The organism is Methylomonas sp. MED-D (assembly GCF_050276835.1).
GTDB lineage: Bacteria > Pseudomonadota > Gammaproteobacteria > Methylococcales > Methylomonadaceae > Methylomonas > Methylomonas koyamae_A.
In genome coordinates this window covers 3414637-3433526 of record NZ_CP189965.1, presented here as the reverse complement: position 1 = coordinate 3433526, position 18890 = coordinate 3414637, and the positions used below count along the sequence as shown (strand labels likewise).

The 18890-nt window shown below is 54.7% G+C and carries 19 protein-coding genes; 8 read left to right on the top strand and 11 right to left on the bottom strand.

Translation table 11 applies throughout. The annotated features are described in order from the left end of the window. Positions 1-4: 4 nt before the first annotated feature. From ACQE3E_RS15230 to ispG, 5 genes are all read right to left on the bottom strand, one after another. Positions 5-1222 carry a S8 family peptidase gene (locus tag ACQE3E_RS15230; protein ID WP_427500736.1) on the bottom strand — a complete coding sequence of 406 codons (1218 nt, stop codon included), beginning with the start codon at positions 1220-1222 and terminating at the stop codon, positions 5-7. Beyond that, the gene (locus ACQE3E_RS15225) at positions 1219-1896 is read right to left on the bottom strand and encodes a zf-HC2 domain-containing protein (RefSeq protein WP_313729823.1); all 678 of its coding nucleotides are present in this window, start codon (positions 1894-1896) and stop codon (positions 1219-1221) included. The genes ACQE3E_RS15230 and ACQE3E_RS15225 overlap by 4 nt, the downstream gene beginning before the upstream one ends. A gap of 18 nt (positions 1897-1914) precedes the next feature. Next, positions 1915-2460: an RNA polymerase sigma factor gene (locus ACQE3E_RS15220; RefSeq protein ID WP_168029795.1), complete on the bottom strand. Its 546-nt coding sequence runs from the start codon at positions 2458-2460 to the stop codon at positions 1915-1917. A gap of 114 nt (positions 2461-2574) precedes the next feature. Continuing rightward, the gene (locus tag ACQE3E_RS15215) at positions 2575-3237 is read right to left on the bottom strand and encodes a TorF family putative porin (RefSeq protein ID WP_313729824.1); all 663 of its coding nucleotides are present in this window, start codon (positions 3235-3237) and stop codon (positions 2575-2577) included. Positions 3238-3922: 685 nt separating this feature from the next. After that, positions 3923-5143 (bottom strand): flavodoxin-dependent (E)-4-hydroxy-3-methylbut-2-enyl-diphosphate synthase, encoded by a 1221-nt coding sequence (ispG, locus tag ACQE3E_RS15210; protein ID WP_168029791.1) that lies wholly within the window; start codon positions 5141-5143, stop codon positions 3923-3925. A gap of 99 nt (positions 5144-5242) precedes the next feature. Here ispG and ACQE3E_RS15205 point away from each other — a divergent pair, with 99 nt between their 5' ends. The 8 genes from ACQE3E_RS15205 (at position 5243) to nqrM (ending at position 12500) form a co-directional block, all read left to right on the top strand. After that, the gene (locus ACQE3E_RS15205; protein ID WP_064028064.1) at positions 5243-5971 is read left to right on the top strand and encodes a metallophosphoesterase; all 729 of its coding nucleotides are present in this window, start codon (positions 5243-5245) and stop codon (positions 5969-5971) included. A gap of 190 nt (positions 5972-6161) precedes the next feature. Beyond that, entirely contained in the window at positions 6162-7508 is a 1347-nt protein-coding gene (locus ACQE3E_RS15200; RefSeq protein WP_313729825.1) for a Na(+)-translocating NADH-quinone reductase subunit A, read from the top strand. Next, complete coding sequence (locus ACQE3E_RS15195) at positions 7509-8708, top strand: NADH:ubiquinone reductase (Na(+)-transporting) subunit B (protein WP_064028069.1); 1200 nt, start codon at positions 7509-7511, stop codon at positions 8706-8708. After that, on the top strand, positions 8701-9561 hold the full coding sequence (locus ACQE3E_RS15190) for a Na(+)-translocating NADH-quinone reductase subunit C (RefSeq protein ID WP_313729826.1): 861 nt from the start codon (positions 8701-8703) through the stop codon (positions 9559-9561). The genes ACQE3E_RS15195 and ACQE3E_RS15190 overlap by 8 nt, the downstream gene beginning before the upstream one ends. Before the next feature lie 8 nt (positions 9562-9569). Continuing rightward, complete coding sequence (locus ACQE3E_RS15185; RefSeq protein WP_064028073.1) at positions 9570-10238, top strand: NADH:ubiquinone reductase (Na(+)-transporting) subunit D; 669 nt, start codon at positions 9570-9572, stop codon at positions 10236-10238. Beyond that, complete coding sequence (gene nqrE / locus ACQE3E_RS15180) at positions 10238-10846, top strand: NADH:ubiquinone reductase (Na(+)-transporting) subunit E (RefSeq protein WP_064028075.1); 609 nt, start codon at positions 10238-10240, stop codon at positions 10844-10846. Before ACQE3E_RS15185 ends, nqrE begins: the two co-directional genes overlap by 1 nt. Before the next feature lie 10 nt (positions 10847-10856). Then, complete coding sequence (gene nqrF, locus ACQE3E_RS15175) at positions 10857-12077, top strand: NADH:ubiquinone reductase (Na(+)-transporting) subunit F (protein ID WP_064028077.1); 1221 nt, start codon at positions 10857-10859, stop codon at positions 12075-12077. A 219-nt stretch (positions 12078-12296) separates the two neighbouring features. Beyond that, entirely contained in the window at positions 12297-12500 is a 204-nt protein-coding gene (gene nqrM / locus ACQE3E_RS15170; protein WP_313729827.1) for a (Na+)-NQR maturation NqrM, read from the top strand. A gap of 74 nt (positions 12501-12574) precedes the next feature. Here the strand turns inward: nqrM and gspD are convergent, their stop codons facing one another. The 6 genes from gspD to ACQE3E_RS15140 all read right to left on the bottom strand — a co-directional run bounded on the left by gspD (position 12575) and on the right by ACQE3E_RS15140 (position 18890). Continuing rightward, positions 12575-14875, bottom strand: coding sequence for a type II secretion system secretin GspD (gspD, locus tag ACQE3E_RS15165; protein ID WP_427500735.1), 2301 nt, complete (start codon positions 14873-14875; stop codon positions 12575-12577). Continuing rightward, complete coding sequence (locus tag ACQE3E_RS15160) at positions 14865-15497, bottom strand: hypothetical protein (protein ID WP_168029786.1); 633 nt, start codon at positions 15495-15497, stop codon at positions 14865-14867. The genes gspD and ACQE3E_RS15160 overlap by 11 nt, the downstream gene beginning before the upstream one ends. Further along, complete coding sequence (gene gspM / locus ACQE3E_RS15155; protein ID WP_071155549.1) at positions 15494-16072, bottom strand: type II secretion system protein GspM; 579 nt, start codon at positions 16070-16072, stop codon at positions 15494-15496. Before gspM ends, ACQE3E_RS15160 begins: the two co-directional genes overlap by 4 nt. After that, positions 16065-17162 (bottom strand): PilN domain-containing protein, encoded by a 1098-nt coding sequence (locus ACQE3E_RS15150; RefSeq protein ID WP_427500734.1) that lies wholly within the window; start codon positions 17160-17162, stop codon positions 16065-16067. The genes gspM and ACQE3E_RS15150 overlap by 8 nt, the downstream gene beginning before the upstream one ends. A gap of 83 nt (positions 17163-17245) precedes the next feature. Beyond that, positions 17246-18193, bottom strand: coding sequence for a general secretion pathway protein GspK (locus ACQE3E_RS15145; protein ID WP_064028093.1), 948 nt, complete (start codon positions 18191-18193; stop codon positions 17246-17248). Further along, entirely contained in the window at positions 18177-18890 is a 714-nt protein-coding gene (locus tag ACQE3E_RS15140) for a prepilin-type N-terminal cleavage/methylation domain-containing protein (RefSeq protein WP_281020807.1), read from the bottom strand. The genes ACQE3E_RS15145 and ACQE3E_RS15140 overlap by 17 nt, the downstream gene beginning before the upstream one ends.

The window sequence follows — 18890 nt, the reverse complement described above, 5'->3', positions numbered from 1 at the left end:
CGGCCTAATCGGTGTTTAGGGCGCTGAGCAAGTTTTCCGGATGAAGCAGTTGCTGTTTGATCTCGGCCGCGCGCCAATCCGGGTGCAATTGCAATAATAACGCGGTAAGTCCGGCAACATGGGGCGTGGCGAAGGAGCTGCCGGTCATGAAGTCGTAGGACTCGTGAGGTAAGGTCGTCAAAATATCCCGGCCCGGCGCCGCGATTTGGTTGCCGTCCGCCTTAAGGTTGAGGTCGAGTTGATTCACGGCGATGACGCCGGGAATGTTGGCCGGAAATCCGCCGGCCAGCGGGTTGCCCGGCACGGCGGCGATAACGATGATGTCTTTGGTCAGGGCTTTTTCGATCAGCATTTTCAGCAACGGGTCTTCCGGTCCGCTCAAACTGAGGTTAATAATCCGCGCATTCATCCGAATCGCTTGATTCAAGGCCAAGGCCAGCGTGAAACTGTTGCAGCGAGCGGCCAGCGCATTGGGTTGTTCCGGCCAGCACGCACGAAGCGCCAGGACGTCGGCGGCCGGCGCGATACCGGCGATCCCGATGCCGTTGTCGGGGCGCGCCGATAACACGCCGGCCACCGCGGTACCGTGCATGTCGGCCAGATTATGATCGCCAGGTTCCGGCGCCAGGTTTTCCGAATAATCAATTTGGCCTTTCAAATCCGGATGTTCCAGGTCGACGCCGGTATCGATCAACGCGATGCGTACGCCTTGGCCGGTGGCCTGCTTATGCCATTCGCCGATGTTTAACGCGTTGTACGCGGTTTGCAACGGCAAATAGGGGTCGCCCGTCGGATTTCCGGCCGGGTGGTCGGCCAGCACTTGGAAGCTCTGCATGGGCTGCACCGTGCCGACATCGTCGTCGTTTTGCAATTCGCCGATGACTTGCGGTAACGGCAGCGCGTTGGGGATTTCGTAAACCACGCAACTGACGCCGAGTTCCGTGACCGGCCATTGGGCGACGAAGCGCAGTTGGTGGCGTTCCGCCAGCTTTAGCGCGATACGCTCGCTCCAGGACGAATTGCCGTAAGTGCCGCGCGTCCGATAGCGATCCTGGGAATTGCCGGGTAAATCGCGTTGAATGCCGCGGTCAATAAAGGTCACCAAAATCCGCCGTTCCTGATCGGCAGGCTGGTCGCCGAGGTTCGCGAAGTCGATTCGATCGGCGCAACCGCATCCGAGTAACAAGAGTATCGCGAGTGTCGCTACACGGATCGGACTCATGGTTGTATCACAGGCTCCGCCAGCAACACGTCGGATCGGCTCCGGAGCAGGGCGATGGCTTGCTCCAGATTCGGGTGACCGTCCTCGGTGCTCAGACGCACGGTCAAGGCGCCGACACTATTGGCTTCGCCTTGTTGTTCGCCGTGTAAATCCCGGAGCACGGCCGATATATCCGTAGCCGATACGGTATTGGCAAAGACCACGCGCAAGGTCGGCGCCGCGAGTCCGCCGGGTTTGGCGGTTGCCAAGGTCCGGTAGCCGTCGGTGCCGATCGGCATGAGTTGCCAGCCCAGCGGCATTAAGGCCAGCAAGATCGAAGCCGCCAATGCGTAGCGGAAACCGCGATGTTTGCTGTAGGCGTTCGAGCGGCGGGGCGTCCGCGACGGTACCTGGCGATCGTTGGGCGCGGCCGAGTCGGCCGAGCGGTCGCGGGAGCGAAGTTTGGCGGACACGTTGGCGAACGACGTTTCCGCGGCGATATCCAGATCGGTTGATTGGCTGATGGCTTGCGCCAGCTTTTTCAGACCTTGCAATTCCCGGCGGCAGGTCAGGCAGGTCCGAATGTGTTTATCCACCAGTCGGTACTCCGCTTCCGGCAGGCTGTCGTTGGCGTACCACGGCAGCAGTCGCTGAACTTGTTGATGTTGGGCTTGGGTGTGGGCTTCGGCGTTCATCGGTCTAATCTCCCTGGCCTAGGCAAAGGCTTGCAGCTTTTTGCGGGCATGGAACATACGGGTTTTCACGGTATTCTCCGGGCAGTCCAGGATTTTGGCGATTTCCTGGTAGGGCAGGCCGTGGTAGAAGGTCAATTCGATCACGGCACGTTGATCGGGCGGCAGATGGGCCAGCGCGCGGTTCAACCAATCGGCGGTCTCGAAATTGTCGGCCAAATTGGCCAACGGATCGCCCAGCGTTTCGTGAAAGTCCTCGATATCGACATCCGCGCTGTATTTGCCGGCCTTGGATAAGGCCTTCAGCGCCTTGCGATAGGCGATACCGAATACCCAAGTCGAGACTTTGCTCTCGTGGTTGAAGCGCCGCGGCTGCTCCCAGATCAGCAACAGGGTTTCCTGTATCAATTCTTCGATATTTTCGGCGTCGCGAGTGACGCGCAAAATAAATCGAAACAAGCGCGGGTAGTACAGTTTATAAAAAATCTCGAAGGCTTGAGCGTCCCCTTCGGCGATACGGAGCAGAATTGCCTGTTCATCGACGGGATGTTCGGTGTGGTTCGGCATGGGTGGTATTGAATTACGCACTAGACGCAGCATCATCTAACCTTGGTCGCGGATCCTCGGGTGGTCTCGGGTATATGCCGCGCTGGGCGTCCAAGGTTCAATGACGGTTCGCTTTTAAAATCCGACAGTGACCGAAAATAGATATCGGTCGTCTTGCGGGCGCGGATAGAATTCGTCTTGATTCGGATCGGCGTGGTGATGAGCCGTCAACGCGGCGTCCAAGTAGCGCATATCGACCGACACATGTTCGTTCACAAACCAGGAAAGACCGGCATTCCAGTAAAAATAGTCCTGGCCCAATAATCTACCTGCTTGATGGTAGCCCAAACCTGCCGAAAATTGTACGGTATCCCAAATGTCGCGCCGATAATTCAGTTCGTAATTGGGCACGTCGGCCTGTCGTTGGTAGGCATTGGGAGCGACCGAAATCGTGGCGCTCAGCCAGTCGCGGAAATGTAGCGAGGCGGAATATTCGGCATAATCGGCGGAGTGGTTGAATAGTTTGTTATCGAAAAGGTATCCGCTAACCGACAGCTCGGCCCGCCAATCTCTGTCGATCGGCCAATTCCATCCGAAATAAGGTTTGATTTCAATTTCCGCGCGGTTGCTGTTTGTTTGGTCGTCGAAGCGAACTTGAGACAAGCCGAGGCCGGCGAACCAGCCGATCTCGTGTTGGTAATCCAGATGGGCTTGAGCCAACGGATTGCCCTGATTTTTGGAGTAGCCCCGGTAGATGTAATCGCTGAGGAAGGTCAAGCTACCGTGCCATTCGGCCACGGCAGGCGGGGTGTCCGGTAACCAACAAGCCAGACCTATCGCCAATGAAAACAAACCTTTGCGAAAAATAGTCCTAAACTCCATAAGGGAGGGTAGCGATGGCGGGGATTCACACCTCGACGTAGCGGTAGGCAACGGCGCTTATTCGACGCATTATTTACCAGTTACATTGAACCTTCAACTTATTCGGAGAATAGCTCGATCTGGCTACGCGTTGGTTCGGGTGAGTCGTAACTTACGACTGTATTGCGCAACTAGATATTCTGCTTGTAAGCGCTATCCGCCGAAACTGGTCTCGCCGCCGCAACCGGATAGTTAAGAGAGCGTTAAGAAAGCTTGTCTACAGTCGCCCGCAAGTCAATTACAACGGATCGTCATGAATACCTCGCTTAGTGTAAGCACTCAAAGACTCAGGGAAGATTGCATTAGTGGCGGAATCTATGTTGCAACGGACGGCATGTTGAGATTTTGCGTCACCGGTCCGGTGATGGAGCTACCTATCGATTTTAAGGAATGGTATCAAGCGGAGGCCGAGGATGCTGCCGCGGATCGCTTTAAGGCCGCTTAACGACAGCTCTTCTTTTGAATGCCCTGATGGTTGGCACGTGCGCCGGCATTAAGGAAATGCGCGGCGGGTAACCGACGAGATGGGGGAGCTCTCGTCGGCTGTTGCCAAAGAAAAGAATTAGTGCGCGCTGTAATGGCTTTCGATGTAGCGCTCGACCAATTCCTGAAACTCGCCGGCAATGTTATCGCCTTTTAACGTCACGGTTTTAACGCCGTCTTCGAATACCGGCGCGACCGGCGTTTCTCCGGTGCCTGGCAAGCTGATGCCGATATTGGCGTTCTTGCTTTCGCCCGGTCCATTGACGACGCAACCCATCACCGCGACTTTCATCTCTTCGACGCCTTGATACTTGTTTTTCCAGAGCGGCATTTGGTCGCGCAAATAGCCTTGAATATCTTGGGCCAGTCTTTGGAAATAGTCGCTGGTGGTGCGGCCGCAACCGGGGCAAGCAGTGACCATCGGCGTAAACGAGCGGAAGCCCATCGTTTGCAGAATCTCCTGAGCCACGACAACTTCCTTGGTGCGGGCGGCGCCGGGTTCCGGCGTTAGCGAAATACGGATCGTATCGCCGATGCCTTGTTGCATCAGTATACCCAGTGCCGCCGACGAGGCGACAATACCCTTGGAGCCCATGCCGGCTTCGGTCAGGCCTAAATGCAAGGCATAGTCGCAACGCTCGGACAGGTCTTGGTAAATGCTGATTAATTCCTGCACATCGCTGATTTTGCAGGAAAGAATGATTTTGTCCTTGCCCAGCCCTAGCTCTTGCGCCTTGGCGGCGCTTTCCAACGCGGATAGCACGATGGCTTCGCGAGTGATGGCCGGTAACTCCTTAGGCTCCGCCAGTTGGCGGTTTTCATCGAGTAAGCGGGTTAGCACCGCCTGATCCAGACTACCGCCGTTAACGCCGATCCGTACCGGTTTGTTGTACTGGATCGCGAATTCGATCATTTGTTGGAATTGCGGATCGCGGGCTTTACCCTTGCCGACGTTGCCGGGATTGATTCGGTATTTGGCTAGGGCCTGGGCGCAGTCCGGATATTTTTCCAATAATTTGTGGCCGTTGAAATGGAAGTCGCCGATAATCGGTACCGAAAACCCTTTTTGCTCGAGCTGGTTAACGATGTCCGGGACGGCCTTGGCGGCTTCCTCTGTGTTGACGGTGATCCTGACCAATTCCGACCCGGCGGTCGCCAATTCCATAATCTGCTGTACGCTTCCCGCAACATCGGTAGTATCCGTGTTGGTCATGGATTGGACTACAATCGGAGCGCCGCCGCCGACTCTGACGTTGCCAACCAAAACCTGTTGAGTGTGCTTTCTGGGACTTATGGACATAGAAATGTTTTGCAAGAAATCGAAGTTGTTTGGAAAAATACCAAGCGTTTTACTCGGTCTTAAAATTATAACCCAACGCCAATAGTCAAGAGTTAATTTGTGTTGATCAATTATTTTTCCGACGTGCATTTGGAATTCGGCGAGCAGGCGGCGCCGGAAACCGACGCGGACATTATCGTGGCGGCGGGTGACATTGGCGTTTTCGACCAAGGCGTGGCTTGGTTGAAGGCTTTGAATAAACCGGTGATCTACGTCGCGGGCAACCATGAGTTTTATGGCTACGAGTATCGCCAGGTGCTGGAAATGTTGCGCCGGGAATGCGCGGGCAGCCAGATTCATTTTCTGGAAAAAGATCAGTTTGTGTTCCAGGGTGTACGCTTTATTGGCTGCACGCTCTGGACTGATCTGTTTTCCGAAGGCGACGAAAAAGCGAATGCGCTGCAGAAAACCCTCAACGATTTTCGCCGGATCAGCTTTGAGGATCAGGCGTTCTCGCCCTATCAGTTTTCGGCCTTGCATGCCGATGCCAAGAGCTGGCTGGAAGCGCGTTTGGCCGAACCCTACGCCGGAAAAACCGTCGTTGTCACGCATCACGCGCCTACCGAATGGAGCTGGATAGGTTCGCCCAAAGTTCTAAAGCGATTGGCCTATTGCAACGATTTGAAACCTTTGTTTCACGAGTACGAGATCGCTGCTTGGTTTCACGGCCATGTTCACAATTTGGGAGACTATCGTATCGCCGACGCGCGCATCCTCAGTAATACCCGCGGCTATCTAGGGCGTAAAACCGTTGAGGGATTCGATATCAATAAAACCATCGAAATTTGAAGCCAAAAAACGCCTTACTTCGTGCGTTAACCGGGGCTGCAGGCGGCGTCGCGACTGAGGATTTCTCGTTGAGAAAGCCGATAAGTTGTGATGTAATGACGCGGTTTTATGTCTTGAAGTGCCCGGTGGGGTTGGAGTTTTTTCCGGCGGGCTTTTGCTGCAATCTGTCTGGAGAGTAGGCGTATCTACTATGCAATTTACATTAAAAAAAGGTTTGGACTTGCCCATTACGGGTGGACCCGAACAGAAAATAAGTGACGGTAACGGCATCAAGTCGGTAGCGCTTTTGGGCTGCGATTATGTCGGCCTAAAGCCAAAAATGCTGGTTGCCGAAGGGGATAAAGTCAAGTTGGGCCAAGCTTTGTTCGTTGATAAGCAAAACCCCAGCGTCAACTTTACCTCGCCGGGAGCCGGAGTGGTCAAGGCCGTCAATCGCGGCGATCGCCGAGTGTTATTGTCGGTAGTGATCGAACTGAGCGGCAATCAACAAGAAAGCTTCGCCAGTTATGACGAGGCGGCGCTGGCCGGCTTGTCCGCCGATCAAGTCAAGGAAAATCTGTTGGCTTCCGGCCTTTGGACTTCTTTCCTGACTCGCCCCTACGGCAAAGTTCCTGCCGCCGACAGCGCGCCGAGCGCTATCTTCGTTACCGCGATCGACACCCGACCCTTGGCGGCGGACCCGGTCGTGGTGGTTAAAGACCGGGCGGCCGACTTTCTGAACGGTTTGACCGTGATCGCCAAACTGACCGCCGGCAAGACTTATTTGTGTAAAGCCAGCGGCGCGGACGTGCCAAGCAACAGCGCGGTTCAGGTCGCGGAATTCGCCGGTCCGCATCCGGCCGGATTGCCCAGCACTCACATCCACTTCCTCGATCCGGTTAACGGCCATAAATCGGTCTGGCATATCGACTATCAAGCGGTGATGGCGATCGGCGCCTTGTTCACGACCGGCAAATTGAATGTCGAAAGAGTCGTATCGCTAGCCGGACCTACCGTTAAAAATCCGCGGTTGGTGCGTACTCGGGTCGGTGCGAATCTGGAAGACTTAGTCGCCGGCGAATTGCAGGACGTTGAAAATCGCGTGATTTCCGGTTCGGTGCTGTATGGCCACGAAGCCGCTGGTGCGTTGGCGTATTTGAGCGCCTACAGTCTGCAAGTTTCGGCACTGAAAGAAGGTCGCGATCGCGAATTCTTCGGCTGGATAGTGGCCGGCAAGGACAAATATTCGGCGATGAACGTTTATGTGTCCAGCAAGGATCGCAAAGATGGCCGTTTGTTTCCGTTAACAACCGATAAGAACGGCAGTAACCGGGCCATCGTGCCGGTCGGCGTTTACGAGAGCGTAATGCCGATGGATATTTTGGCGACGCCGTTACTGAAAGCCATTGTGGTCGGCGACACCGATACCGCGCAAGCCTTGGGTTGTCTGGAGTTGAATGAGGAAGATGTTTCCCTGTTCACCTTTGTCGATCCCGGTAAGCATGATTTCGCGCCGGTGCTTAGAGCTAATTTAACTAAAATCGAGAAGGAAGGATAAATGTCGGCTAGAGACTTATTAGATAGCATAGAGCCGCATTTTACAAAAGGCGGCAAGTTCGAAAAGTACTACGGTCTCTACGAGATGGTGGATACTTTTATCTACACGCCGTCCGATGTAACGCGCGGTAAAACCCACGTTCGGGACGGAAACGACCTGAAACGGACCATGACCTTCGTGGTTATCGCCACGGCGTTCTGCATATTGATGGCGTGGTACAACACCGGTTATCAGGCTAATTTGGCGATGAAGGCGATGGGTGTCGAAGCGATCGACAACTGGCGCCGCTTCCCTATGGTCTTGTTCGGTTACAACCCGTACAACCCCTTATCGTGCCTGGTGCACGGCATGCTGTACTTCTTCCCGATCTATTTCACCACGCTGGCCGTGGGCGGCGTTTGGGAAGTGTTGTTCGCCACCGTTCGTAAGCACGAAGTCAACGAAGGCTTCCTGGTTTCGTCGATGCTTTACACGTTGATTCTGCCGCCGGACATGCCTTTGTGGCAAGTGGCGCTGGGTATCTCCTTCGGTATCGTGTTGGGCAAAGAGGTGTTCGGCGGTACCGGTAAAAACTTCCTGAACCCAGCCTTGACCGGCCGGGCCTTCCTGTTCTTCGCCTATCCGGCTTCGATTTCCGGCGACTCGGTTTGGGTCGCGGTGGACGGTTATAGCGGCGCCACCGCATTGTCGCTGGCTTCCGCCGGTGGCTTGGACGCGATCAAAGCCAGTTTCGGCTGGTTCCAAGCCTTCTTGGGCTTCATTCCCGGTTCGATGGGTGAAACCTCGACCTTGGCCTGTCTGCTGGGCGCGGCCTTCCTGCTATACACCCGCGTCGCATCTTACCGGATCATGGCGGGCGTGTTGATTGGCATGATCGCGATGTCCACTTTACTGAACGTGGTCGGCAGCAATACCAATCCGATGTTCGCGATTCCCTGGTATTGGCACATGGTGTTGGGCGGTTTTGCGTTCGGTACCGTCTATATGGCCACCGATCCCGTTTCCGCCGCCAATACCGATACCGGCCGCTGGATTTACGGCATCTTGATCGGTGTGATGATCGTCATCATTCGGGTCGTAAACCCGGCGTTCCCGGAAGGCGTGATGCTTGCAATTCTTTTCTCCAACATGTTTGCGCCGTTGATTGATTACTTTGTCGTCCAAGCGAATATCAGAAGAAGGATTAAACGCCATGCTTAATGCTGAGAAAAAAACCTGCAAGTATAACGAGCAGCTCTGTAAATATTACGAGCAGTTCAGAGTTTATGCCGACCGTATCCTAGCGCTGAGCAACGACAGTTTGGAAAAAACCATCAATGTCGCATTGGCCCTATGTTTGGTCTGCGCGGTGTTGGTGTCTATGGCCACTGTCGCATTGCGTCCGTTGCAGTCGCACAACAAAGCCCTGGACATGAAGAAAAACATTCTCGATGTCGCCGGTTTGTTGGAAAACGATACCAACATCGATGCGGCCTTCAAGGACAGAATCGAAGCCAAATTGGTCGATCTGGCGACCGGCGAATACGTTGACGGCGACGTTGACGAATACGACCAACGCAAGGCGGCCAAGGACCCGGCAACCAACGAAGTGATTCCGGTCGAGAAAGACATCGCCAGCATTCGGATGAAGGCCAAGGTTGCTAAGGTGTTTTTGGTGAAGGACGCCGGTAAATTGCAATCCATCATTCTGCCGATTAACGGCTACGGCTTGTGGTCTACGATGTACGGGTTCCTGGCGCTGGAAGCCGACGGCCAAACCGTGCAAAGCATCAACCTCTACGACCAAGGCGAAACACCGGGTCTGGGAGGCGAGGTGGTTAACCCCAACTGGCGGGCGTTGTGGAAAGGCAAGAAAGTCTACGGCGATAACGGCGAAGTGGCTTTGACCCTGGTGAAAGGCTCGGTCGATACCAGTCGTCCGGATGCGGTCAACAAAGTCGACGGCCTGGCCGGCGCCACCTTGACCAGCCGCGGCGTCAGCAATTTGATCCTGTACTGGATGGGACCGGAAGGTTTCGCGCCGTACCTGAACAAAATCAAGTCAAACGGTTAGGAGTCGTCATGGACAAAGAAACTAAAAAAGTATTATTCGAACCATTGGTCGATAACAACCCGATTACCTTGCAGGTGCTCGGCGTTTGTTCGGCGCTGGCGGTGACCTCGCAAATGTCGACCTCGCTGATCATGGCGCTGGCCTTGACCTCGGTTACCGCGTGTTCCAGCGCGGCGATCAGCGCCGTGCGCCAGCACACGCCGAGCAGCATCCGTATCATCGTGCAGATGATCATCATCGCTTCGTTGGTGATCGTGGTAGATCAGTTGTTGAAAGCCTTCGCGTTCGATGTTAGTAAAAAACTGTCGGTGTTCGTCGGTTTGATCATCACCAACTGTATCGTCATGGGCCGCGCCGAAGCGTATGCGATGAAAAATCCGCCGCTGCAAAGTTTTATCGACGGTATCGGCAACGGTGCCGGCTACAGCTTGATTTTGATTCTGGTCGCCTTGGTTCGCGAAACGCTGGGTTCCGGCAAATTGTTGGGTATCGAAGTATTACCGTTGGTCAAAGATGGCGGTTGGTACGTACCGAACGGTTTGATGCTGTTGCCGCCCAGCGCGTTCTTCGTGATCGGTTTGATTATTTGGGCTTTCCGCACCTGGAAACCGAAACAAGTCGAACACAACGAGTTCAAAATCATGGCTATTGCTCACGGTGAAGGAGGGCATCACTAATGGAAGCCTATATCAGCTTATTTGTTAAAGCGGTTTTCATCGAAAACCTGGCGTTATCGTTCTTCCTGGGGATGTGTACCTTCTTGGCGGTGTCCAAGAAGATCTCAACGGCGATGGGTCTGGGTATTGCGGTCATGGTGGTACAAACCTTGACCGTGCCGGCCAATCAGTTCATCTATCAAACCTTGTTGAAGGAAGACGCCCTGGCCTGGATTGGCATTACCGGCGTGGACTTGAGCTTTCTTAGTCTGCTCAGTTGTATCGGCATGATCGCCGCGATCGTGCAGATTCTGGAGATGACGTTGGATAAGTTCTTCCCGGCGCTCTACAACGCATTGGGTATCTTCCTGCCTTTGATTACCGTGAACTGCGCGATTTTGGCCGGTAGCTTGTTTATGATCGAGCGCGACTACAACTTCGGTGAGAGTGTGACCTACGGTATCGGTTCCGGCTTCGGTTGGGCCTTGGCCATTACGTTGATGGCTGGCGTTCGCGAGAAGCTGAAATACAGCGACGTGCCGGCGGCCCTGCAAGGCCTGGGTATCACCTTCATTACCGCCGGCTTGATGTCTTTGGGCTTTATGGCGTTCTCTGGAATTCAATTGTAAGGGTATCGTAATGCTAGAAATTGCATTAGGGGTTATTTTCTTCACGGCTATCGTGATTGCGCTGGTGTTTATGATCATCGGCGCGAAAAGCAAACTGGTGGCCGCCGGGGATGTGGAAATTCTGATCAACAACGAGAAGAAGATTCACGTGCCGGCCGGTTCGAAATTGTTGAATGCGCTGTCCGACAACCAATTGTTCGTTTCGTCCGCTTGCGGCGGCGGCGGTTCTTGCGGCCAATGCAAGGTGAAAGTGCATAGCGGCGGCGGCGATATTCTGCCGACCGAGCTGTCGCACATTACCAAGCGCGAAGCGGCTCACGGCGAACGTCTGGCGTGCCAGGTCGCGGTGAAAACCAATATGGCGGTCGAAGTCGAGGACAGCGTATTCGGCGTCAAAAAATGGCTTTGCACCGTCAAGTCCAATGACAACGTCGCGACCTTCATTAAAGAGTTGGTATTGCAATTGCCGGAAGGCGAAGCGATCAATTACCGCGCGGGTGGTTATATTCAAATCGAATGTCCGCCGCACGTGTCCAAGTACGCGGATATGGATGTCGCCGAGGAATACCGTCCGGATTGGGATAAATTCAATCTGTGGCGTTATGTTTCCGACGTCAAAGAACCGACTCTGCGGGCCTACTCGATGGCTTCCTATCCGGAAGAAAAAGAGATTATGTTGAACGTGCGGATCGCCACGCCGCCGCCGGGCGCGCCGGACGGTATTCCGCCAGGCATCATGTCTTCTTTCATCTTTAATTTGAAGCCGGGCGATCAAGTTTGGGTTTCAGGTCCTTACGGAGAATTTTTCGCCAAGGATACCGATGCCGAAATGGTCTTCATCGGTGGCGGTGCCGGTATGGCACCGATGCGTTCGCACATTTTCGACCAGTTGCGTCGGTTGAAATCCAAACGCAAAATCACGTTCTGGTATGGCGCGCGCAGCAAGCGGGAAATGTTCTATGTCGAAGATTTCGACATGTTGCAACGCGAGAACGACAACTTTCAATGGCACGTGGCTCTGTCCGATCCGTTGCCGGAAGACGAATGGACCGGTTACACCGGCTTCATCCACAACGTGTTGTTCGAGGAGTTCATCAAGAACCATCCGGCGCCGGAAGACTGCGAGTTCTACATGTGCGGTCCTCCAATCATGAACTCGTCGGTGATCAACATGCTGTTGGCTAACGGTGTAGACAGGGAAAACATCTTCCTGGACGACTTCGGCGGCTAAATCGGTTTTTTGCCGGTCGGGAACGAGGAGCAATCTCAGGATTTCTCCTCGTTTTTTTTGTGCGATGATTGGATTCGATTGGAATCAGGTTTGATGCGCGAATACGCTTAAATTGCCGTGATCGCCGCGCCGATTTCGGCCGGCCGGGTAACTATTTCAGTTTTTGACAATCTATCGGCGGTACGTATTTCAACCGCGATATCGAATTAGGGGGCAACCATGACGTATTTTTTAGTAACTTTCGTGTTTATGCTGGTCGTGATCGCCGTCATGGCGGTTGGCGTGATCTTTGGTCGGCACGCGATCAAAGGCTCGTGCGGCGGTACCGGGAACTGTATTTGTACCGAGAAGTGCGACAAGCGCAAACTGTTGGAGGCCGAGCAAGCCGCCTTATTGGCGCAGGGTGAGCGAGTTGACGGTTAACTATTCCCGCTTGCGTTTTTTATCGGCGGGATAAAACAGTTCTATCCCGCCAAGCTATGCACCAAGCGGGATTTCTATTGAATGGATTCTTCTATTTCAACGTTAAGCGGTGCTACTTCTTCGTAAATTCCAGACAGTTTGCGTTTGAATTCTTCGGTAACTTCTCGCGCATCCTGACGGGTTTTTGTCACGCGTGGCGTCAGCAATACCACTAACTCGGTCTTATCTTTGTTTCGGGTGGTTCCACCGAATAGAGGCCCTACTAAAGGCAATTCATGCAGAACCGGAACCCCGTTTCGCGAATAATCGTTATCCTCTTTGATCAAGCCGCCTAAAACGATGGTTTCTCCACTTTGAACGGCGACGCTGGTTTCGATCTCACGTTTTTGTATCGTTGGCGAGTCGATCGTGTCACTTGTGGTGGTCTTTTTTGCGGCATTGACACTTTGTAGGATGTCCATTAATACCAAACCACTGGCATTGACTCGGGGCCTGACCGCTAAATTGACGCCCGTATCGACCATCTGAATCGAGCTCGTCTGAACGATGCCGGTTGTCGTAGTGTTACTGGTGTTGCTGGTGACGGAAGATCTAACCGGTACCGAATCACCGACCTTGATGGATGCTTCTTGATTATTTAAGACCATCAGCGACGGAGAAGAAATGACATTGATGTTGTTATTGACGGCACTGGCGTTTAATACAGCAGCAATATCCTTCGATCCGCTGACGAAGGCGTAGGAAAACCCGCTGGTGGCTGCGCCCAGAGCGGCTTTGCCTAAGTCGATGCCTTGGTTCGAGCCGCCCTGTATCGTGTTATTACCGCCGTTTTGGTGATTGAAAAACCATTGGATTCCGTACTTTAGGTCGTTATTCAACGTGACTTCAACAATGGTCGCGTCAATTAATACTTGCATCGGCAACACGTCCAATTGTTTCAAGACCCGCAGGATTTTCGAATACTCCTCGGAATTCGCGACGATAATCAATGCATTGTTGCCTTCGTCGGGAATGATTTTGACGTTGGGCATGTCGTTGTTGTTCGAGCCTGCTGTCGAAGCGTTGCCAAGTACTGATCCGACGCTGCCGCTCGAGCTACCGCTACGATTTCGGTCTTGGGTCCGGTCACTCAGCGTGCGTTCGTTGGCGTCGCTACGGCTGCCGCTGCTGGAGTTGGAGCCGGAAATCGAACTGGAGCTGCTCGAAGAACCGGTGCCGGAGCCGGACGTTGAGCGATTGCTGGCCGACATGCTTTTCCGGCCTGAGGCAATCGAGGCTTTCGAGCTACGCTGACCGCCGCCGCTACCGTAAATGCTGCTCAGAGTGTCCGCCAGATCCATCGCATTGACATGCTGCGCTCGGTAGACATTCACGCCGCCGGCCGCCGCCGGATTGATCCTATCTAGCCGCAAGATCCAGTTTTCGATGTCTTTTAAGTAATGCGCCTGATGGGTGATGGCTAGAATCGCGTTGAGGCGTTCGATTTCGATAAAACGGAAAAAGCTGGAATCGCCGGCCTTGTCCTTCTCTTGTTTGTGGTTGAAGATTTGGTCCAGCTCGTCAATGACCTTGCCGACGCTGACGTGGGCCGGCGTGAACAGTGCGAACGAACGGCCTTTCAAAATATCGATATCGAAGGTATTGACGACGTCCATGACCCGGCCCAGCTCGGCGCCGGAACCGGCTACCATCAGCAGATTGCGATTGGCGTCGACATGCAGTAACGCTTTTTCCGGCAACAAAGGTTTCAGAATCTCGCCCAGTTCGGCGGCGGCGACGTTTTTGACCGGAATGATGCGGACCTGATAACCGTTGGGCATTTTCGAACCCGACAGAGAGTTGATCGAGCTGCTGTAAATCGCTTCGTTGGATGGCTTGATCAAATAAACCCCGTCCAGCGTCGAAAGCGCGGCATTGTTCAGGCCCAGCAGCATTTCCAGGGTCGGAATCAATTCTTCCTTGCTGAGCGGTTTCGAGGTCTGTAGCGTGACTTTGCCGGTGACTTGCGGACTGATCGTATAGTTGCGATTCAAGATATCGCCCAGGATCACCTTGGCTACTTCACCAAGATCCGCGTCGTCGAAATTCAAGCTGTATTCGCCTTTACCGACCGATTTTTTCGGTTCGGACGTGGTGTTGGCTTGGGCGTTGATGACGGGTTCGCCGTTCGGGAACAACTCGACCTTGGTGACTTTGTTTTCAGCGTTTTTATCGGCTTCGTTGGACAACTCCGGTAGCGATAATTGATCGCCGGACGCCGGTTTGACGTCGGCCAATGGCAGTTTCTGATGGAATTGCGGACCGATAAACTCGCAACCTGTCATCGACAGCGCTAACGCCACGACCGGCGTGAGAGTGAATTTACTAGTTGTCATTGATGTTCTCGACATTTTCAACGGGCGGAGATGGTTCGTTGGGTTTCGGGGGCGGCTGCATGGCGGCCGGCGGTTGCGCCGGTCTCGGCGGCACGGGGGGCCTGCCCGGCACCGGCGGTTTGGTTTGCGGTCTAGGCTTACGTAACGCGACGGCTTTTTCCTGGCCGGCTTGGGTCAGCACAACCCGGTCGGCCAGTATCTGTTTAAGCGTCCAGCCGGAAATGCTTTGCGATTCGTTGAGCTTTTGAAATTTTTTGGCTTCGTTGCGTTTGCTGAACAGTGCGATCGGATTCCGGTCTTTGTTGTAGATGCCGATTAAGGCCCAATCGTCGATCTGGCCCAGGTCCGGTCCGGCGGTCGCATCGGATGTCGCGGTATCCGCAATCGGCCGGCGGCCTTCGATAAACACCGGGCGATCGACGATTTCGGCGAAATTCTCCAACGAGCGTTGGCGCTCCGGCAGTTCCGGCAATTCCTCGCTTTGAAATTCAGCCGGCACGGGCGGCTCCAAGGCCTTGAGCAACTCGTTCCAGGCAAGATTGCCGTAAGTCCACTCGGCGGCCAGCGTTAAACTTGCCAGACCGCAGCCTATCAATTGCAGTTTCAATAGTTTTTGGTTCATGAGGATTTGGCTCGCATGAAACTGACCACTTGAAAACTGACGTTGAGTTGGGTGCTGGGGTCTATTTTGTTGGTGCCGCGATTGCGGGCCCCGCGAACCGGGGTAATGTCCAGTTGATCTATTACCAGCAGCGGTACCGAAGACTCAATGCTGTGCAACACGTGGCGCAGTGCGTCTATCGAGGACACCATGCGCACCTTCACTGAAATTCGGACGAATTCGTTTTCGGCTTTGCCCGGCAGCCCCTGCGTGCTGGTGAGCTGGCCGCCGGCTTCGGTGACGGCCGTCTTGATCGCGTTTTGCAGCTCGGCGGACGCCAAGGCCTCGGTCGTGCTGTTCGAGAAGTAATCCTGCTCTTCGAATTGCTGCTGCAAGGCTTGCAAATTGTCGGCCACGCCTTGTTTGCGGGCGGCAACGGCTTGTTGGCGTTGCAGGCGGAATAACAAATCGCTTTTTTGGTCGCGATAATCCAACCATTGATTCAACAAGGGCAGCAGAATCGCAAACAGCAAGGTCAAGACGACGCCGATCAACAGCCCAAGAGCCAACCAACGTTGATAACGCGGATTACTCATTCGCCGTCCCTGACCCGCTGTCATCGGCCGGATTCGCATCGGTGTCGGTTTCCTCGGCGGTAGCGGCGGCTTCGGAGGGTTCGGTTTCGGCGACGGCGGCGACATCCATGCTGATTTGAAAGCGTTCCCGGCCGGTGTTCTTATCCTGAGTCAATGGCGATACGAAGGCCACGTTGGCGAAATAGGGCGATGCTTCCAAGATGCCGATCAACGCGGACGCGGCCGGCGACTGGCCCTGAACCTGCAAGTGCTTGTCGGTGTACTGAAAGTGGGTGAGCCAGGTGTCGTCTTTCAATAACTTGCTGAGCTCGTTGAGCACTTCGATTAGCGAGGGGGTTTGGGTTTTCAGGTCGATCAAGCGTTGAGTCTTGCTCCGCACCGCCTCGATTTCCTGTTGTTGGCCCTCAATCAGCCGCGTTTCCTTTTCCAATGTTTTAATACTGGCCTTTAAGCGCTCGACCGCTTCACCTTCTCGCCAAACCGGCCAAATTGTCGCGGCCAGCAACAATAGCGCAAACAATGCGTTTAAAAGCCAGTGCAGCGATTGCGACAAGCGATTGCCGCGCGGTTGGAAACGTTCCGGCAATAGATTGTAATCCGCCGTGATACCTTCAGCGGGTAACGCCTCGGCGTAATCGACGCCGCTGGGTTGCACGCCCCAACTCTGCAATTGTTCCAGCAGGCGATCCAGCACAGGTCGCGGCGTGAGCACCAACTGAACCCGTAGTTGGCCCGAATCGGTTTTCCCCAACGGTAAGTTGGCGAAATACACCGCGTCGGCCTTGAACGGCGTGTACCGGTCCAGCTCGAAACCGACCACTTGCGCCAGGTTTTCCTGGGCGGCCAGCGGTAGATAAATGGTTTTGGTCAGACCCTGGCCCGCTTCCAGCCTGAGCAGCGTGTCGGCTTTTTGCAGTTCCGGTTGTTGCGCCAGCAACTCCCGATAGGCATCGGGATTGTCGCGATTCAGGGTTTTACTGAAGACGGGAGGCTGATCGGGGTCTAGGGCGCGGCGAAACGTCGCGGTCATGCCGGCTGGGGTTTCGGCGAAAATCAGATAGCCGCTGCGGTCGCTTAATAAGGCTAGCACCGGAGCGGGTATCCAGTAGCTCAGCTCTTTGCTCCACCAGCGGAAAAACCGCCGCAGGTCAAAATCGATTGTCGCTTGTAAATTCATTCTTGAACAAAAATTAGCTGGGATTCCATAGCCGAGTCGAATAACGACAATGCGTCTTGCCGAGGGTGCCAATCCAGGATTTTTATAGGAGGCTCATCCGGGTTCTGATTCTGAAACTTAATGACCGCTTCGAGGCCAGCGCCGGCGTCTTCGCCAATCCGGGTTTCCACCGTGATGGTAAAAGCCTGGTTCTCGGCGATTCCGCTGTCCTCGCCGGTTTCGCCGGTGTCTTCCTGGTCCGACGACTGAGCCGCCAAACGATTGTCCAAGTATACATCATGAACATTGCGTTCTTTCAGATCGGCGCCGATGATTTGCAACAGCTTCGGATCGGCAACCTTGAAATCCACTTCGGCTTGTTCCGAATACACGGTTAGCCAGGGCCGCAGGCGTTCCAGCAATTCAGCGTCGATGCCGATCACCTGTTGCAGTTCTTCGACGGACTGGAACGGTCGATTGCCGGGGCGCTGCCGCAAACCGGCCTGCTGATATTCCTTGCGTTCCGCGCCGTGTTGACGCGGCTCGTCGTCGGCATCGCGCCAATCGACGATCGCGTCCACCAAGCGAGCTTGTTCCTTCTCGTCGCTGGTCGCGCCGGCAATCACGGCTTGCAGCAGTTCCTCCTTACCGGCGTTGATGTCTACCTTGCCGGATTCGGCGAGAATCTTGATGCGCGTGACGCCGTCCACGGTCGGGACCTGATAAACGCTGCCGTCCGATAGCCAGCGCTGCTCCTTGTCGGTTTGTTGCAGCCTGAAAATAGCCAGATTGATGCCGCTTTCGGCGATCGCCATCGCTTCGGCGTTTTTGTGCAGCGCATAACTGACGCTGCTTTCGCGGCGCATGCTTAATGCAAAACTGCCGGCCATGATGCTCAGCAAGGTCAAAATCCAGATGACGATGACCAGCGCGAAGCCGGATTGCCGATTAATTCGGGTTGGCATCGTCCACGCTCTCGGCATTGGCGGGCGGCGCGGTCAGCGTCGGTCTGGCATTGATTCTGACCGGAAAGATCATGTCGGGCCAGAAACTGTGGTCTCGCAAGACGATGCGGACCTTAATCAGCAACGGCAGTTGCTCGGCGTTGATCCATTGCTCGTGCCAGGCGGTTTTATCGGTTTCCGCGTTGGTGCCGTAATAGGCCAACTCAAAGTCCTCGACATTATTCAGTAGGACCGTGGCCTCTGCCGCGGTGTCGGGCAATTGGCCGTAAGGTACCAGCGAAACCCGAATCACCGACGAACTATCAGGGTCGGTATCGACGGTAAACGTCTGTAAGCCCTTACGGGCCGAAGCCGAAGGCAGCGCCGCGACGAAACGAATCGCGTGCGGACGGCCTTCGAAGGCCAGCGTCTCGGCGGTTTGATTGGCGGCGTCGGGGGCGTCGGTTCTCAGACCGGTCGGCGATGACTCGTTGTCTTCGGTCGGTGCCGGCACCGGTTTGATGCCGCTGAGATGGCGTCTGAAAAACTGGTAGACCACGGCTTTCTGGTTGACCTCGGTCAGCTTGGCTTCGCCGACGTTCCAGCTCTCGGCGGCAATGCGCAGACTGGCGAACAACAGCGCGACGATGACGCTGAGCAGCGTCATCGCGATCAACATTTCGATTAGGGTAAAGCCGTTTCGAATCGGGCGGTCCAT

What these genes read in the sequence shown, in the direction of transcription:
- ACQE3E_RS15230 (WP_427500736.1), bottom strand. Translation starts at nt 1,222, where the DNA reads ATGAGTCCGATCCGTGTAGCGACACTCGCGATACTCTTGTTACTCGGA.
- ACQE3E_RS15225 (WP_313729823.1), bottom strand. Translation starts at nt 1,896, where the DNA reads ATGAACGCCGAAGCCCACACCCAAGCCCAACATCAACAAGTTCAGCGA.
- ACQE3E_RS15220 (WP_168029795.1), bottom strand. Translation starts at nt 2,460, where the DNA reads ATGCCGAACCACACCGAACATCCCGTCGATGAACAGGCAATTCTGCTC.
- ispG (WP_168029791.1), bottom strand. Translation starts at nt 5,143, where the DNA reads ATGTCCATAAGTCCCAGAAAGCACACTCAACAGGTTTTGGTTGGCAAC.
- ACQE3E_RS15200 (WP_313729825.1), top strand. Translation starts at nt 6,162, where the DNA reads ATGCAATTTACATTAAAAAAAGGTTTGGACTTGCCCATTACGGGTGGA.
- ACQE3E_RS15195 (WP_064028069.1), top strand. Translation starts at nt 7,509, where the DNA reads ATGTCGGCTAGAGACTTATTAGATAGCATAGAGCCGCATTTTACAAAA.
- ACQE3E_RS15190 (WP_313729826.1), top strand. Translation starts at nt 8,701, where the DNA reads ATGCTTAATGCTGAGAAAAAAACCTGCAAGTATAACGAGCAGCTCTGT.
- ACQE3E_RS15185 (WP_064028073.1), top strand. Translation starts at nt 9,570, where the DNA reads ATGGACAAAGAAACTAAAAAAGTATTATTCGAACCATTGGTCGATAAC.
- nqrE (WP_064028075.1), top strand. Translation starts at nt 10,238, where the DNA reads ATGGAAGCCTATATCAGCTTATTTGTTAAAGCGGTTTTCATCGAAAAC.
- nqrF (WP_064028077.1), top strand. Translation starts at nt 10,857, where the DNA reads ATGCTAGAAATTGCATTAGGGGTTATTTTCTTCACGGCTATCGTGATT.
- nqrM (WP_313729827.1), top strand. Translation starts at nt 12,297, where the DNA reads ATGACGTATTTTTTAGTAACTTTCGTGTTTATGCTGGTCGTGATCGCC.
- gspD (WP_427500735.1), bottom strand. Translation starts at nt 14,875, where the DNA reads ATGACAACTAGTAAATTCACTCTCACGCCGGTCGTGGCGTTAGCGCTG.
- ACQE3E_RS15160 (WP_168029786.1), bottom strand. Translation starts at nt 15,497, where the DNA reads ATGAACCAAAAACTATTGAAACTGCAATTGATAGGCTGCGGTCTGGCA.
- gspM (WP_071155549.1), bottom strand. Translation starts at nt 16,072, where the DNA reads ATGAGTAATCCGCGTTATCAACGTTGGTTGGCTCTTGGGCTGTTGATC.
- ACQE3E_RS15145 (WP_064028093.1), bottom strand. Translation starts at nt 18,193, where the DNA reads ATGCCAACCCGAATTAATCGGCAATCCGGCTTCGCGCTGGTCATCGTC.
- ACQE3E_RS15140 (WP_281020807.1), bottom strand. Translation starts at nt 18,890, where the DNA reads ATGGACCGCCCGATTCGAAACGGCTTTACCCTAATCGAAATGTTGATC.